This window comes from Herbaspirillum sp. Her3, assembly GCF_057961275.1.
Genome location: NZ_CM176328.1, coordinates 3,821,325 through 3,836,127 on the forward strand (window position 1 = coordinate 3,821,325; position 14,803 = coordinate 3,836,127).

The 14,803-nt window shown below is 63.8% G+C and carries 13 protein-coding genes; 2 read left to right on the forward strand and 11 right to left on the reverse strand.

Annotated elements, in window-relative coordinates:
• Nucleotides 1-5: 5 nt before the first annotated feature.
• The 9 genes from ACVC5H_RS17555 to ACVC5H_RS17595 form a co-directional block, all read right to left on the reverse strand.
• On the reverse strand, nucleotides 6-527 hold the full coding sequence (locus tag ACVC5H_RS17555; protein WP_489619065.1) for a CMD domain protein: 522 nt from the start codon (nucleotides 525-527) through the stop codon (nucleotides 6-8).
• On the reverse strand, nucleotides 524-1,855 hold the full coding sequence (locus ACVC5H_RS17560; protein WP_489619066.1) for an acyl-CoA thioesterase/bile acid-CoA:amino acid N-acyltransferase family protein: 1,332 nt from the start codon (nucleotides 1,853-1,855) through the stop codon (nucleotides 524-526). The genes ACVC5H_RS17555 and ACVC5H_RS17560 overlap by 4 nt, the downstream gene beginning before the upstream one ends.
• A gap of 4 nt (nucleotides 1,856-1,859) precedes the next feature.
• Nucleotides 1,860-3,446: an ABC transporter substrate-binding protein gene (locus ACVC5H_RS17565; protein WP_489619067.1), complete on the reverse strand. Its 1,587-nt coding sequence runs from the start codon at nucleotides 3,444-3,446 to the stop codon at nucleotides 1,860-1,862.
• Nucleotides 3,447-3,650: 204 nt separating this feature from the next.
• Nucleotides 3,651-4,658 carry an ABC transporter ATP-binding protein gene (locus ACVC5H_RS17570; RefSeq protein ID WP_489619068.1) on the reverse strand — a complete coding sequence of 336 codons (1,008 nt, stop codon included), beginning with the start codon at nucleotides 4,656-4,658 and terminating at the stop codon, nucleotides 3,651-3,653.
• The gene (locus tag ACVC5H_RS17575) at nucleotides 4,651-5,643 is read right to left on the reverse strand and encodes an ABC transporter ATP-binding protein (protein WP_489619069.1); all 993 of its coding nucleotides are present in this window, start codon (nucleotides 5,641-5,643) and stop codon (nucleotides 4,651-4,653) included. The genes ACVC5H_RS17570 and ACVC5H_RS17575 overlap by 8 nt, the downstream gene beginning before the upstream one ends.
• Nucleotides 5,640-6,602, reverse strand: a complete 963-nt coding sequence (locus tag ACVC5H_RS17580) for an ABC transporter permease (protein WP_489619070.1) — start codon at nucleotides 6,600-6,602, stop codon at nucleotides 5,640-5,642. The genes ACVC5H_RS17575 and ACVC5H_RS17580 overlap by 4 nt, the downstream gene beginning before the upstream one ends.
• Nucleotides 6,599-7,573: an ABC transporter permease gene (locus tag ACVC5H_RS17585; RefSeq protein WP_489619071.1), complete on the reverse strand. Its 975-nt coding sequence runs from the start codon at nucleotides 7,571-7,573 to the stop codon at nucleotides 6,599-6,601. Before ACVC5H_RS17585 ends, ACVC5H_RS17580 begins: the two co-directional genes overlap by 4 nt.
• A complete protein-coding gene (locus ACVC5H_RS17590) occupies nucleotides 7,570-9,051 on the reverse strand; it encodes an NAD(P)-binding domain-containing protein (RefSeq protein ID WP_489619072.1) in 1,482 nt (493 codons plus the stop codon). Before ACVC5H_RS17590 ends, ACVC5H_RS17585 begins: the two co-directional genes overlap by 4 nt.
• Nucleotides 9,052-9,195: 144 nt before the next feature.
• On the reverse strand, nucleotides 9,196-10,134 hold the full coding sequence (locus tag ACVC5H_RS17595) for a LysR family transcriptional regulator (protein ID WP_489619073.1): 939 nt from the start codon (nucleotides 10,132-10,134) through the stop codon (nucleotides 9,196-9,198).
• A 303-nt stretch (nucleotides 10,135-10,437) separates the two neighbouring features.
• Between ACVC5H_RS17595 and ACVC5H_RS17600 the strand changes: the two genes are divergently transcribed.
• Nucleotides 10,438-11,643, forward strand: coding sequence for an aminotransferase class V-fold PLP-dependent enzyme (locus ACVC5H_RS17600; protein ID WP_489619074.1), 1,206 nt, complete (start codon nucleotides 10,438-10,440; stop codon nucleotides 11,641-11,643).
• 124 nt (nucleotides 11,644-11,767) lie between these two features.
• On the opposite strand, the gene ACVC5H_RS17605 is transcribed toward ACVC5H_RS17600, so the two are convergent.
• Complete coding sequence (locus ACVC5H_RS17605) at nucleotides 11,768-12,073, reverse strand: HigA family addiction module antitoxin (protein WP_489619075.1); 306 nt, start codon at nucleotides 12,071-12,073, stop codon at nucleotides 11,768-11,770.
• Nucleotides 12,074-12,495: 422 nt separating this feature from the next.
• On the opposite strand from ACVC5H_RS17605, the gene ACVC5H_RS17610 reads away from it, so the two are divergent.
• Nucleotides 12,496-13,293 carry a transporter substrate-binding domain-containing protein gene (locus tag ACVC5H_RS17610; protein WP_489619076.1) on the forward strand — a complete coding sequence of 266 codons (798 nt, stop codon included), beginning with the start codon at nucleotides 12,496-12,498 and terminating at the stop codon, nucleotides 13,291-13,293.
• Between the two features lie 64 nt (nucleotides 13,294-13,357).
• On the opposite strand, the gene ACVC5H_RS17615 is transcribed toward ACVC5H_RS17610, so the two are convergent.
• On the reverse strand, nucleotides 13,358-14,164 hold the full coding sequence (locus ACVC5H_RS17615) for a transporter substrate-binding domain-containing protein (RefSeq protein WP_489619077.1): 807 nt from the start codon (nucleotides 14,162-14,164) through the stop codon (nucleotides 13,358-13,360).
• Between the last annotated feature and the right edge of the window lie 639 nt (nucleotides 14,165-14,803).

Sequence of the window (14,803 nt, forward strand, 5' to 3'; positions counted from 1 at the left end):
TCTCCTTACTGGGCAGCGGCAGCACGCATGGCCTTCAGGCCCGCGACCACACGCAATTGATAGGACACGAAAGCGATCAGCTGCGACAGCGCCACCACCGCAGGCGTACTGATGCCAGCGGCCGGCAGTTTTTCGATGGCCGCCTTGTCGCCTTCCACCGGCCGCTGCGTCAGCGCGCGGGTAAAGACCAGCATGGCGCGCAAACGGCCCTCCGGCAACTGCTCAGGCTCGCCACTGTCGGCCACCGCCAGTTGCGCCGCATCAGCCGGCACGGCCTGCGCACGTTCGCGGTAGTGCGCAGCCAGATCGGACGCGCCCGCCAGACGGCAGGCGTACAACGCCACCAGCAGGCGCTCGTCCAGACCGATGCCCTCCAGCGCCGGATCGAACAGCGTGTCATAGCTGCCCTGCGAAGCCACGGCCACCTTGTCGCGCTGATGGCGCAGGCCGTGCAGAGGAGTGCCAGCGGCCAGGCCGGCCAGCTGGTCGATGACATCCTTGCTGATGTCGTAGACAGGGGTACTCATGAAATTTCCTTTGTGGATGTGTGCCTGGCCAGCGCGTCGCGCAGGAAGTGCTGCGCCTGCTGCCAGGCGTCGAGATCGGCGCGGGCATTGGCGGCGGGTTCGCCACCGCCGGTACTGATGCGCCCCGACACCGGATGCGCATACGTGGTCTGCGTGGTCGGGACAAACGGGAACAGGATCGAATGGCCGGCGTGCGCATAGTTGCGCCACACCACCGGCCAGGGATGCGCCACCTCGGCCAGCTTGTCCCGCACCATGGCGCAATACAGGCTGGATGGCCAGGAGCCATCGTCAGTGGCCGACAGCAGCAGCACCGGCGCGGCAATCCTCTCCACCGGAATGCGGGCGCGCGCCACTGCCTCCGGATCTTGCAGCGCCGTCAGCATCGCCAGTTCATGGCGATGCGGTGACGGGCCCTCGTCAAACGGCGTCCAGCTAGCTGTGCGGTTACCCTGCCATTGATGCGGCAAGGGCTCGCCGCGCAGCAGCCAGGTCGGACCTTCCCGCCCTACTGCCGGGTCAGCCGCGTTCTGGCCACTGTGCACCAGCGCGCTGGGCACATAGGCCAGCACCGCCGAAACCTTCTGCGGGAAGGTCGCGCCCAGCAGCAGCACCAGCTCGCCGCCACGGGACTGGCCGCTGATGGCGACGAAATCATGCAACGGCTGCACCTCGGCACGCAGCCAGTCCAGCCCGCGTTCGAAATATTCCAGCGGCGTATTGGAGATGTAAGCCGACAGGCCCGGCGCCTTGAAATAGGCCAGCGCAAAGGCAGCGTAGCCGCGCGAGGCATACAGCGCCGCACGCGGTTCATTGATGCCGCCACCGGAACCGTTGAGGATCATCACCGCCGGATGCGGCCCAGGGGTGGCCGGCAGGAACAGCGTGCCCACCAGTCCCTGCTCGCGCACCTCGCGCCGGGTCACCCCGGCACCGGCCAGCCGCTGTACCAGCTCGGTACTGGCCGGTGCGCAAGGCACCAGGCCGGGCTGATCCAGCGACGAGACCGTCAGGATGGTCACCAGCGGGGCCATGGCGTCGGCGTGGAAGTTGTCGCGGCGGCCAGCCTGCATCGGCTTTTGCGACCACAGCAGCCCCATGGGATCGATGCCGCAGTAATCACCATCAATGGCCGGGTTCATGCTCACGTCGACATTGCCATGGGCATCGGCGATGTAGCAGGCGGTGCTGCCCCACTGCGCAGCATTGCGCAAGGTGGACGAGGAAATGCGCACCGGCTCGCCCGGATGCGCACCCCGCACGATGATGCGGCGGGGTACGTCGATCAGGTCGTCGGCCGGGCTGACCTCGATGGAGAAGTTGGGCATGGCCTTACTTCTTGTCCTGGGTCACCATCATGGCCGTGGTGCGGTCGCTGCTGATGGGGGTGACCTTCAGGCCCTTCTTGGCAGCCCAGATGTTCTGGTAGTGATACAGCGGAATCACGCCCACTTCATCGGAGACCGTCTTGGCAGCGCCGCGCAGGATGGCTTCCCGCTTGGCGGCATCGAACTCGGCAGTCGAATCGGCCAGGGCCTTGTCCACGGCCGGGCTGCTGTAGTGGTTCCAGTTGGAGGCGCCGATGCCCTTCTTGGGATCGACCGTGCCCAGCACGTTGACCAGCGCATAGCTGGCTTCGCCGGTACCGTTACCCCAGGCCAGCACCGAGACCGCAAACTCGTTCTTGTTGGCGCGCGAGGAATAAGATGCCCACGGCAGCACCTCGACCTGGGTCTTGATGCCGATGCGGGTCCAGAACTGGGCCACGGCCTGCATGGTTTCCGGTGCTTGCGGATAGCGGTCGTTGGGCACGTGGATGGTCAGCTTGAAACCTTCCGGGAAACCGGCGTCGGCCAAGAGCTTCTTGGCCTGTGCGGCGTCAAAGGGAATGTTCTTGATCTCCGGGTTGTAGCCGAAGGTATCGGCCGGCATCCACTGGTTGGCCTCGGTGGCCGCACCCTGCAGGATGCGGTCGATCAGGGCCTTGCGGTTGATGGCCAGCGACATGGCACGGCGCACGCGCACGTCCAGCAGCGGGTTCTTCTCCAGCGGCTTGCCGTTGTTGTCGGTGATGAAGGGACTCGGACCTTCATGGAAGCTCGGCTGGATCAGCAGCACGCGCAGGCCGTTGTACGGATAGACCTTGACGTTGGGCGACTGCTTCAGCTTGGCCAGGTCGGATACCGACACCTTGTCGATCACGTCCACGTCGCCCGACAGCAGCGCCGCAGTACGTGCCGCGCCATTGTTGATGTAGCGGTAGTTGACCTTTTCCCAGAGGGCCTTGCCGTTCCAGTAGTCATCGTTACGCTGCATCACCACGCGGTCGCCCGGCGTGTAGGAAACGAACTTGTAGGGGCCGGTGCCGATCATGGCGGCACCGCTGTTGTAGTTCTCGGTGGTGGACTTCTCACCCACGTGCTTGCTGACGATGTGCACCGAGGCCAGGTTCAGCGGCAGGTCCGGGTTGGGGATGTTGGTCTTGATGACCAGGGTCAGCGGGTCCTTGGCGGTGACCGATTCCACCGTGCGCAGGTAGCCGGCGAAGGTGGCCACGCTGCCCGGCACCGCGCGGGCACGCTGGTAGGAGAAGATCACGTCGTCGGCGGTGAAGGGCTTGCCATCCTGCCACTTGACGTTGGGACGCAGCTTGAATTCCCAGGTCTTGGGGTCGATGTTCTTCCAGCTCACGGCCAGGCCCGGCACCAGCTTGTTGTAGTCGTTCTGGACCAGCAGGTCCCAGAAATGCAGGTCCACCGAGCGGTCGCCGGCGTGGTTGTTCAGTTGCGGATCCAGCGACGAGAGCGGATCGGCAAAGCCGATGTTCAGGTTCTGCGCACGCGCCGCATCGGCGCCGGCAGCCAGGGCCGCGCCGGTCAGGGCGATGGCCAGCAGGCGGGTCAGGAGAGTTTTCTTCATGGTCGGGTTCCTCTGTGGTCAGGGTGGAAGCACTGCGGATACATCAGTTTGGGGTTTTCTGTATGCGGCCCCTCTTCCCGTTCGGACTGAGTAGCAACGCAGTTGCGTATCGAAGGCGCACTTGCCGCAGCATCAGCGCCTTCGATACGGCCCCACGGGGCCTACTCAGTCCGAACGGCAGGTAAAACATTTCAACAATCCTTGTCAGCGGCCATCATTGAGATGACAGGCACTCATATGCCCCGGTGCGATCTCGCGCAACAGCGGCTGCTCTTCACGGCAGCGCTGCGTGGCATGCGGGCAGCGCGGGTTGAAGTGGCAGCCCGATGGCGGGTTCAGCGGACTGGGGATCTCGCCCCTGATGGCGGTGAATTCCTTCTTGCGCGCGGCCATGCGCGGCACTTCGGCCAGCAGCGCCTGCGTGTAGGGATGGTTGGGCTGGCCGAACAGTTCGCCCACCGGCGCGCTCTCCACCACACGTCCCAGGTACATGATGACCACGCGGTCCGACACGTGCTCCACCACGCCCAGGTCATGGCTGATGAAGAGATAGGTCAGGCCCAGCTCTTCGCGCAGGTCCATGAACAGGTTCAGGATCTGCGCCTGGATCGACACGTCCAGCGCCGCCACCGCTTCATCGCAGACCAGCATCTGCGGCTGCACCGCCAGCGCGCGGGCGATGCCGATGCGCTGGCGCTGGCCGCCCGAGAACTGGTGCGGATAACGGTCGCGCAAGGCGGGATCGAGACCGGCACGCAGCAACTGGCGGCACACGTATTCATCGAGGTCGCCCTCGACCTTGCCATTGACCTGGGCCGCCTCGCCGACGATCTGGTCGATACGCAGGCGCGGGTTCAGGCTGGCATAGGGATTCTGGAAAATCATCTGCACCTGCAGGCGGGCCTCGGCCTCTTCCTTGCGGCTCAAGCCGGCACGGTCGCGGCCATTGACCAGCACCTGGCCATCCGAGGGATCGAGCAGGCCGCAGGCCACCCGGCCCAGCGTGGACTTGCCGCAGCCGGACTCGCCGACCAGCCCGACCACTTCGCCGGGCAAGACCTTCAGGTCCACCTGGTCCAGCGCATGGGTGACGGCCGGCGCATGGCCCCAGCCGCGCGCCTGCAGCTGGCGCGCCAGCCAGCCCTGGCGGCGTTCGCCGAAGCGGCGGCTGACGGCGCGGGTTTCGATGAGGGGAATGACGGCCTTATCCATGGTGCTCGTTGCTCTGTGGGCGGGGGGTCGGGTGATAGCAGCGCACCCGGTGCGCCGGCAGCGGCTCGCTGATGGCGGGCACCACCAGGCATTGCTGGGAGAGACGTTCGCAGCGGGCCGCGAAGGCACAGGTCGGCGGCAGGTGCAGCAGGTTGGGCGTCATGCCGGGAATCTGGCGCAGGCGCGCACCGCGCCGGTTGTTGCTGGGCAGGCTGCCGATCAGGCCCTGCGTGTAGGGGTGCAGCGGCGCATCCAGCACGGCGTCCACACTGCCCTGCTCGACGATGCGCCCGGCATACATCACCGCCACCTCATCGGCCAGGCCCGCCACCACCGAGAGGTCGTGCGTGATCCAGATCAGCGCCGTGCCGTGCTGGCGCGCCAGTTTCTGTACTTCCGACAGGATCTGCGCCTGGATGGTCACATCCAGCGCGGTAGTCGGTTCATCGGCAATGATGAGGTCGGGCTTGTGCAGCATCGCAATGGCAATGGCCACGCGCTGGCGCATGCCGCCTGACAGCTGGTGCGGATAAGCCTGCAGGCGTTCCTCGGGGCTGGCGATGCCCATCATGCCCAGGGTGTCGCGGGCCAGTTCGCGCGCCTGCTGGCGGCTCACCTTGCTGTGCGCCAGCACGGCATCGACCATCTGCGCCTCGACCTTGAGGACCGGGTTGAGCGTCATCATCGGGTCCTGGAAGATCATGGCGATGCGGTTGCCCTGCAATTCGCGCAGGGAGGTCTTGTCCATGCCAACCAGATCGCGGCCCTGGAACAGGATCTCGCCACCGACGATGCGGCCCGGCGCATCGACCATGCCGAGAATGGAAAAACCGGTCACGCTCTTGCCCGAACCGGACTCGCCCACCAGCCCGAGAATGCGGCCACGGGCGACCGACAGCGACACGTCATCGACGGCCGGCAAGATGCCTTCGGGGGTAAAGAAATGCGTGCGCAGATTGCGCACTTCCAGAGTGGGTGCGCTCATTTCTGCCACCGTGGGTTGAGGATGTCGCGCAGGCGGTCGCCGACCAGGTTGATGGCCACGATCACCACCAGCAGCGTGATGCCGGGATAGAAGCTGATCCAGTATTCGCCCGAGAGCATGTATTGGTAACCATTGGAAATGAGCAGGCCCAGCGAGGGTTCGGTAATGGGCACGCCCAGGCCGAGGAAGGACAAGGTCGCTTCCAGCGTGATGGCGCGCGCCACCTGCAAGGTACCGATGACGATCAGCGGCGGCAGGCAGTTCGGCAGGATGTGGCGCACCATGATGCGCCAGGAAGACAGGTTCAGACCGCGTGCGGCTTCCACGTATTCCTTGCGCCGCTCGACCAGCGCCTGGCCGCGCGCGGTGCGGGCGTAATACGCCCACTCCAGCACCACCAGCGTGGCCATCACGTTGAAGATGCCCTTGCCCACATAGGCCAGGATCAGCATCGCCACCAGGATGGACGGGAAGGACAGCACCAGGTCGGCAAAGCGCATGAGCAGCGTATCGAGCTTGCCGCCTGCATAGGCCGCCAGCAGGCCGATCAGGGTGCCGATCACGCCGGCAATGAGGGCCGAACCCACGCCGATGCCCACGCTGATGCGCAGGCCGTAGAGGATGGCCGAGACCAGATCGCGGCCCTGGCCATCGGTACCGAGCCAATAGGTGAACGTCCCCGCACCATTGGGGCTGCCCGGATGCAGGCGCGCATCGAGCACGTCCAACTGCATCAGGTCATAGGGGTTCTGCGGTGTAATCCACGGGGCGGCAATGGCACCGACGATCAGCAACAGCACGATCACCAGCCCCAGCATGGCCGAGCGCGAGGCCACGAAATGGCGTATCACGCGCCGCCACGGCGATTCTCGGCGCGGGGCCTGGAAGGCCGACAGCTCGGCCACGCGGGCGCGCACCTGTTCTTGCGTCATCGTGACTTCGGTCTGTGGCACGCTCATGCCTTGGCCTCCACCCGCACGCGCGGGTCCAGTAGCTTGTAGAGCACGTCCACCACCAGGTTGATGGTGACGAACATGCAGACGATCACCATCAGGTAGGCCACGATCACCGGGCGATCCAGCGCATTGATGCTGTCCAGGATCAGCTTGCCGGCACCGGGCCAGGCGAAGATGCTTTCAGTGACCACCGCAAAGGCAATGGTGGAGCCGAACTCCAGCCCGACCACCGTCACCAGCGGAATGAGGGTATTGCGCAGCACGTACATCAGCACCACGCGCGCCGGCGACAGGCCCTTGGCGCGGGCGAACTTGACGAAATCCATCGGCAGCACCTCGCGCACGTTGGCGCGGGTGAGACGGATCACCAGTGAAATCTTGAACAGCGACAGGTTGATGGCCGGCAGGATCATGTGGCGCCAGCCGTCGGCGGTGAGCCACGACCACTGCACGCCAAACAGCTCGGCAGTCTGGCCGCGTCCGCCCGAGGGCAGCCACCCCAGCGTGACCGAGAAGGCCATGATCAACATCAGGCCGATCCAGAAGGTCGGCAGCGAAAAACCGAAGATGCTGGAAGTCATCACCAGGCGCGAGAAGGGATGATCCGGCTTCATGCCCGCAAACAGCCCCAGCGGCACGCCCACCAGCAAGGCCAGCAACAAGGCCGCGAAAGCCAGCTCCAGCGTGGCCGGCAGGCGCTGGAAAATCAGCAGGATGGCCGGGGTGTTGTAGACGAAACTGTTGCCCAGGTTGCCGTGCAGCGCGCCATTGAGGAAGGCCAGGTACTGGCGCCACACCGGCTGGTCCAGCCCCAGTTCCTTGATGATGCGCAGGCGGTCCACCTGGTCGACATCCTGGCCGATCAGGATATCGACCGGGTTGCCGATCATGTGCAGGCCGAAGAAGACGATCACCGTCATCAACAGCACCACCATCAGGGCCTGCAGCACGCTCTTTGCAATGGCCGCACTCATGCGGGCAGCTCCCAGGGCGCTTCGGTCCACTCGTCGCCTTCCAGTTCCGGTTCTTCGTAGGCCTGGATGTTGCGGTAGTGATACTCGACGTCCTCGCCGTACATCAGCGCGGCAATGCCCTGCGCCAGGCGATAGGCGCCATCGCTGATGGCGGGGATGTCGCCGGAGACCGTGCCATGGCTGGCCGCAGCCGGATAGCAGAAGCAATGCACGCGCTCCAGCCCCGGCAGGCTGCCCGGGGTCTTCTGCTGGAATTCGAACACCGGCCCCAGGTAAGGCGAATCGGCCAGCTCCTGGTCTTCTTCGCCGACCGGCGGATTGTAGCGGTCGCTCCAGTTGAGGATGTGCGGGGCGATGTCCTTGAATTCGCTACGCAGGCTCCAGTCGATCTTGAAGCCGGTGGAGAAGAACAGGAAATCCAGTTCCAGCGGGCCGCGATTGGTCTGCAGCAGCAGCGTGCCGTCCGGGTTGACCTCGACTGATTCGATGGCGGTGCCCAGCAGGAAGCGTGCATTGGCAAAGCGCGAGACGCGACGGGTGCTGCCCGAGGGTGGCGGCACCTGCTGCGCATTGACGTAGTGGCGGATGCGCCACTTCCATTCGTCCGGCAGGTGCAGGTGGCCGTTAACCAGGCCGGGGCTGCCCGAACCCTTGCCCTTGTTGATGCGCGGCAGGTCCTTGCGGCGGATCAGCATGTCGACGCGCGCCGCGCCCTCTTCCAGTGCGGTGGCCGCGCTGTCCATGGCGGAGGCCCCGCCACCGATCACGCCCACGCGCTTGCCCTTGAGGCTGGCATAGTCGAACAGATCCGAGGAATGCGCCCAGCGATCGCGCGGCAACTGATCGGCCAGCGGCGGCAGGTAGGCGCCACCCAGGCCGTCGCGGCCGGTGGCGACCACCACACGGCGCGCCAGTACTGTCGAGGTACCGGCCGGCGATTGCAGTTGCAGTGCCACGATGCCATCGGCGCGCGGCTGCACGGCCAGCACGCGGTGTTCGTTACGAATGTCCAGCTGCATCACGCGGCGGAACCAGCGCAGGTAATCCATCCATTGCAGGCGCGGGATCTTGTCCAGCGCCTCCCAGGCGGCCAGGCCGAACTGCGCCTCGAACCAGGCACGGAAGGTCAGCGCCGGGAAGCCCAGGGCAGGACCGGTCAGGGTCTTGGGCGAACGCAGCGTTTCCATGCGCGCCGTGGTGGCCCAGGGGCCTTCGAAGTCCTTGGGCGACTGGTCATAGATCACATTGGGAATGCCCAGGTGCGACAGCGCCACCGAGGCCGCCATGCCGGCCTGGCCACCGCCGATGATGGCCACGTCGATCACCGGCACGCCATCGCGCAGGGTGGCCGGGGTCCACGACTTGCCGGGCAGCGCCAGCCATTGCAGGTCCTGGCGCAGGCGCGCCTCCAGTGCGGCCAATCCTTGCGGGGGAGCAGCGTGGTCAGAATGGCTCAGGGTCGGTTCGGTCTCTTGCATATCGCCTCGTCAAAAGCATGAAAAGACGCCACAGGCCAGATGGCCCGTGATCGTCTCGATTCGGGTTTTGTGATGCAACGCCCTTCCCGGTTGACGCTGCTGCTGTGTTGCTGCGGCACTACGGACTGCTTGCTGCAAAATCATTTACAACAATTCATCGTGCAGGCTGGCGTCGCGTTTGACGAAGCCCTGCAAGGTGGTGCGCGCGGCCTTTTCCACGGCATCGATCAGGCGTTGCGTCACGCCCTCGACCGGCTTGCCATAGGGCGTGACCACGCCAAAGTAAAACGGAATCTCCACCGCCAGGCGCTTGACCACCATCCCCTCGATGGGCATGCCATAGGCCGTGGCCGGCTCCACCAGCGCCACGCCCAGCCCGGCACGGGCGGCCATGATGGCGTTGAAGGAGGTATTGGTATCGATGGCCACGTCGAGCTGGCTGTCCTCGCCCAGCGCCGTTTCCACACGCTGGCGCAGGCGATAGCGGTTGGACATGGTGATGACGCGCTGGCCGCGCAGGGCCGCCCGTGTGAGCTTGTCCTTGCGCGCCAGCGGATGGTCGGCGCGCACCACCGCCACACAGGGCGCCTCACCAATCCAGTGCAGATCCAGCCCGCGATGGGCCACCGGCAGCGACGTCAGCCCCAGGCTGACGGTGCGATGCAAGACCGCATGCACCACCTGCTCGGCCGAAGCGCTGCGCAGGTGGACGTGCTCCGGGAAGGTGCAACGGGAATCGGCGGCCAGCAATTGCAGCGCCGACGGGGCAATGGTGGAAGCCAGTGCGGGCGTGGCGATCAGGTGGACCGGATGGACTTCTTCGCGGGCGATTTCCTGGGCCCGCTCGCGGATGCTGCGCAGGCCCACCAGCGAGCGCTCCACTTCCTCATAGAGCAGGAAAGCCTTGGCCGTGGGGGTAACGCGCGGGCCGTTGCGGTCGAACAGGGCATAGCCCAGCTCGGCTTCAAGCTCGCCGATGGCCTTGCTGACGGCCGGCTGCGAACGGCCCAGGCTGCGGCCGGCACCGGTCACGCTCCCCAGGGTCATTACGGCAGCAAATGCCTCCAGCTGATTCAGGTCCATCGAAATCGCATTCCTTGATCAAAGTGCTTGCATATGATTTTCGAATTATAGGTTTGCTTGTATTCTATTTCAGTATAATAATTTTGTATAAGCAAATGCATGAGGCGTCCGGGAACCGGGAATCCCGCTGCCCTCCTGCCTTGCGGCCGGGCCGGGCGAAATGCTTTACATCAATTTTCGATATACGTATATACAAATGCGCGCAAAGTCGTATTCCGAACAGGGGCGGCGGCGTTACTGTGTATGTACGGCCTCAGGCCATCCTGCTCAACTGCAACACCCTGGACTCTCCGGAACACCGTCATGAACGCCCCTGCCCCCTGTCGCCCGCCAGCCGATCTTCGCTTCCCCATCTACCTGGACTATGGCGCCACCACGCCGGTCGATCCGCACGTGGCCCGCGTCATGTGCGACTTCCTGACCGACAAGTTCGGCAATGCCGCCAGCAGTTCCCATCCCTTCGGCTGGGAAGCGCGGCGCGCGGTGGACAAGGCACGTGCGCAGGTGGCCGGCCTGGTGGGCGCCCGGCCCGATGAAATCATCTGGACCTCGGGCGCGACCGAATCCAACAACCTGGCCCTGAAGGGAACAGCCCATGCCCTGCGGGCGCAGGGTCGCGGCAAGCACCTCATCACGGTGGCGACCGAACACAAGGCCGTGCTGGACACCATGCACACGCTGGAAAAGGCTGGCTTCGAGGTAACCTACCTGCAACCCGGTGCGGATGGCCTGATCACCCTGGCCCAGTTCCGCGCGGCGCTGCGGCCGGATACGCTGCTGGCGTCGGTGATGTACGTGAACAACGAGATCGGCGTGATCCAGCCGATTGCCGAACTGGGCGAACTCTGTGCCGGGCATGGCGTGGTCTTCCACGTGGATGCCGTGCAGGCTGCCGGCAAGATCGCCATCGACCTCGCGCAGCTGAAGGTGGACCTGATGTCCTTCTCGGCGCACAAGGTCTACGGTCCCAAGGGCATCGGTGCTCTGTATGTACGCCACAATCCCGACCTGAAGCTGGAAGCCCAGATCGACGGTGGCGGCCATGAAAACGGCATGCGCTCCGGCACCCTGGCCACGCATCAGATCGTGGGCATGGGCGAGGCCTTCGCGCTGGCGGGCGACTTGCTGGAAGAAGAAGGGCGACGCATCCGCGCCCTGCGCGACCGCCTGTGGTCGGGGCTGGCGACGCTGCCGGGGGTGCAGTTGAATGGCAGTGCAGAGGCGCGCGTGCCGCACAACCTCAACGTGAGTTTCCCGCCGACGCGCTATGGCACGCTGGGCAGCCAGTTGCTCGGCATTGCGGTATCGGCCGGGTCGGCCTGCAATTCGGCGGCATCCGCGCCCTCTTTCGTACTGCTGGCCATCGGCCGCTCGCCGGAAGTGGCGCGCAATGCCGTGCGCTTCTCGCTGGGACGCGGCACCACCGAGGCCGAGATCGACTACGTGATCGCCACGGTGCGGCAAGTGCTGGCGCATGAGGTCGAGACGGCGCTGCTGGCTGACCACTGACACCTACCGGGCGGCTGATCTGGTTTCACGGAGGACGCGCAGAGCCAGGCCCGTATGACTCACCGCATGCCACGGAGTGATCCGTGGCTTTTTTATGCCTTGTTACCGCGCGTGGACCCTGGCCTCAACCATGCACCAACACCAAGGGGCGAATCCGCGACTTGATCACGGGCAGCAGCTCCCGACGAGCTACACGGACATCGTATTGCGCCTGGAGGTTGAGCCAGAACAGCGGGTCCATCTTGAAATAGACGCCCAGACGCATGGCCGTATCGACCGTCACCGGCCGCTTGGCGTTGATGATTTCGCTGATGCGCGAGACCGGTACGTCGATATCGGAGGCGACACGGGCGGCCGTTATTCCCATCGGCTTGATGAACTCCTCCAGCAGAATTTCACCTGGGTGAATCTCTTCCAATTTCTTGCTCATGATGACTTCCTGGTGATAGTCCACGATTTCAACATCGTGGGCGGCTTCGTCTCTGCATCTAGATTTCTTCTCTGCAGGTTCTTCTAAACAGAAACCGTGAGATAGAACGCCTCATCCTAAGACACTCAGATGCCGAAGATGTCCACTCGTCGCAAACTTTCGACCATATCCCGAAATTATCGGACACCGGGACAGGCGCAAACTTGGTGCCCCCCGCCCCAAGATCGCCCTCACTGCCCTTCCATCGGCCACTGCAATTCGGCATACTGGGATGCCGGATCATCATGGCGCGCCCCGATGCACCCATGCCTGCCAGCGCGTCGCAAGTCCCTGCGGACACACTGCAGCCAGCCTGGCATGGTCATTGCAGGCCCGCCCCGGCACGACACATCCATTTCAAGATCTCAACCAAAGGGGGTTCCATGAAGTTTGCCAAACCGGCGCTGGCCGTCTCGCTGGCCCTGCTGGGCATGTCCACCCAACTCGCGCATGCCGATGCACTGGCCGATATCCAGAAGGCGGGCACGGTGCGCATCGCCGTGCCGCAGGATTTTGCGCCCTTCGGCTCGGTCAATGCAGAGCTGCAACTGCAGGGGCTGGATATCGACGTGGCCAGACTGATCGCCCAGAAGATGGGGGTGAAGGTGCAACTGGTCCCGGTGGCCAGCGCCAACCGCATCGCCTACCTGCAGACGCACAAGGCCGACCTGGTGATTTCCACTCTGGGCAAGAATGCCGAGCGCGAAAAGGTGATCGACTTCTCGCAATCCTATGCGCCCTACAACAACAGCGTCTTCGGCGTAGCCTCGGTCAAGGTGAGCGGTCCGGCCGACCTGGCCGACAAGACCGTGGGCGTGGCACGCGGCACCTTCCAGGATCTGCAGCTGACCGACACCGCGCCCAAGAGCGCCACCATCAAGCGCTACGAAGACAACAATGCCATGATCGCGGCCTACGTCTCCGGACAGGTGCAACTGGTCGGCACCGGCGACTTCGTCGCTTATGCGCTGGCAGAGAAAGCGCCCAACAACAAGCCCGTGCTCAAGTACATCATCAATGAATCGAGCTGCAGCGTCGGCCTGAACAAGGGCGAAGCAGCCCTGCTGGCCAAGGTCAATGATGTGCTGACCGCGGCCAAGAAGAGTGGCGAACTCAACGCGATCGTGCAGAAATGGCTCAACGTTCCCCTGCCCGTGAAGATGGCCACGACATTCCAGTAAGCAATCCAGAGAGTAAAAATGAAAATGGCCCGCCAAGGCGGGCCAAATGTTGTCTGAGGGCGGCTTACTGGTAAGTGGTCGCCATCTTTTCCGGCAGCGGCACGTTGAGCCACTTCTTGACGATGCCATTGAGTTCACCGCTCTTCTTCGATGCCGTAAGCGCATCGTTGACTTTGGCCATGAGCGCCGGCTCGCCCTTGTTCATGCCCACGTAGCAGGTCGAGACGTTGATGATGTATTTCAGCACAGGCTTGTTGTTGGGGGTCTTGTCCGCCAGCGCATAGGCCACGAAGTCGCCCGTACCCACGATCTGCACCTGGCCCGAGACATAGGCCGCGATCAGGCCATTGTTGTCTTCGTAGCGCTTGATGGTGGTGCTCTTGGGAACGCTGTCGGTGAGCATCAGGTCCTCGAAGGTTGAACGCGCCACGCCCACGGTCTGGTTGGCCAGGTCAGCGGGGCCGGCGACCTTGATGGCGGCCACGCCAAAGACGCTGTTGTTGTAGGGCGCATAGCCCTGCGAGAAATCGATCACCTTTTCGCGTTCGGCATTCTTGCCCAGGGTGGAGATGATGAGGTCGATCTTGTGCGTCTGCAGGAAGGCCATGCGGCTGGAGATGGGCACCGGCACCAGCTCGGCCTTCACACCCAGGCCCTTGGCGACCAGCTTGGCCACGTCGATGTCCAGGCCCTGCAGTTGCAGGTCCGAGGTAACCGAGCCATAAGGCGCAAAGTCCTGCGGCACCCCGATCTTGACCACGCCGGCCTTCTGGATGTCGGCCAGGTTGTCAGCCTGGGCAAGACCTGACGTGACGGACAGTGCGGCCATCAGGCCCAGCGATGCAGCGGTTGCGGTCTTGATGAACTTCATGGTGTTTCCCTTGTGGTCGTTGAATGTGAATAATGGTGCAGCGGGGCAAAAACCTTAAGAAAGTCCCGAATGCTCGCCGCCTGCACCCTGCCCGGCGACCTTATGGAATCACCGGCAGCATGCCGCCCAAAGCTCTGCAAGGAGCATGCCAGCGCAGCAAGGATGGTATAAACAGTTTCCGTACCGACAGGCTTGGCGGCGTTGCCATCCCGCAGTCGATATCGCTGTGGATATCGACCACGCAAAGAAGCGCCGGATCTCGAAGTTCTAAGGTTTGTCGAGGCCGGCTCCGATTCCGCTGCCCGCGTCAATAGCGCGCCACAGAGGGAAAACGGGACGCGGACGCCATCCTTGAAAGCGACCGTATCGCAAAGAAATCTAAATGATTGCAATACCTGTCCTGAGAGGCGAGTTACCGGGAATTCGCTTGACACGACAGCAAAGCAGGAATAAAAAGCGGGGGCACGTTCGCTGTTGCGATCCCGCTTAACATTTGCAACAGCATTCCCGCCACATAAGAGCGGCCAGATAAAAATCGTAAAATCATAGAAATTTGTGCTTTTGTTTTTACGATCGAAGTTATATTGCCGCAGGCACTCTACCAATGTCGTTCCAGACCAATCAATAGGGAGATACCTC

Excerpts from the sequence above, each read along its gene's own strand:
- ACVC5H_RS17565 (WP_489619067.1), bottom strand. The coding sequence starts at position 3,446 with ATGAAGAAAACTCTCCTGACCCGCCTGCTGGCCATCGCCCTGACCGGC.
- ACVC5H_RS17590 (WP_489619072.1), bottom strand. The coding sequence starts at position 9,051 with ATGCAAGAGACCGAACCGACCCTGAGCCATTCTGACCACGCTGCTCCC.
- ACVC5H_RS17605 (WP_489619075.1), bottom strand. The coding sequence starts at position 12,073 with ATGAGCAAGAAATTGGAAGAGATTCACCCAGGTGAAATTCTGCTGGAG.
- ACVC5H_RS17570 (WP_489619068.1), bottom strand. The coding sequence starts at position 4,658 with ATGGATAAGGCCGTCATTCCCCTCATCGAAACCCGCGCCGTCAGCCGC.
- ACVC5H_RS17555 (WP_489619065.1), bottom strand. The coding sequence starts at position 527 with ATGAGTACCCCTGTCTACGACATCAGCAAGGATGTCATCGACCAGCTG.
- ACVC5H_RS17600 (WP_489619074.1), top strand. The coding sequence starts at position 10,438 with ATGAACGCCCCTGCCCCCTGTCGCCCGCCAGCCGATCTTCGCTTCCCC.
- ACVC5H_RS17595 (WP_489619073.1), bottom strand. The coding sequence starts at position 10,134 with ATGGACCTGAATCAGCTGGAGGCATTTGCTGCCGTAATGACCCTGGGG.
- ACVC5H_RS17610 (WP_489619076.1), top strand. The coding sequence starts at position 12,496 with ATGAAGTTTGCCAAACCGGCGCTGGCCGTCTCGCTGGCCCTGCTGGGC.
- ACVC5H_RS17585 (WP_489619071.1), bottom strand. The coding sequence starts at position 7,573 with ATGAGTGCGGCCATTGCAAAGAGCGTGCTGCAGGCCCTGATGGTGGTG.
- ACVC5H_RS17560 (WP_489619066.1), bottom strand. The coding sequence starts at position 1,855 with ATGCCCAACTTCTCCATCGAGGTCAGCCCGGCCGACGACCTGATCGAC.
- ACVC5H_RS17575 (WP_489619069.1), bottom strand. The coding sequence starts at position 5,643 with ATGAGCGCACCCACTCTGGAAGTGCGCAATCTGCGCACGCATTTCTTT.
- ACVC5H_RS17580 (WP_489619070.1), bottom strand. The coding sequence starts at position 6,602 with ATGAGCGTGCCACAGACCGAAGTCACGATGACGCAAGAACAGGTGCGC.
- ACVC5H_RS17615 (WP_489619077.1), bottom strand. The coding sequence starts at position 14,164 with ATGAAGTTCATCAAGACCGCAACCGCTGCATCGCTGGGCCTGATGGCC.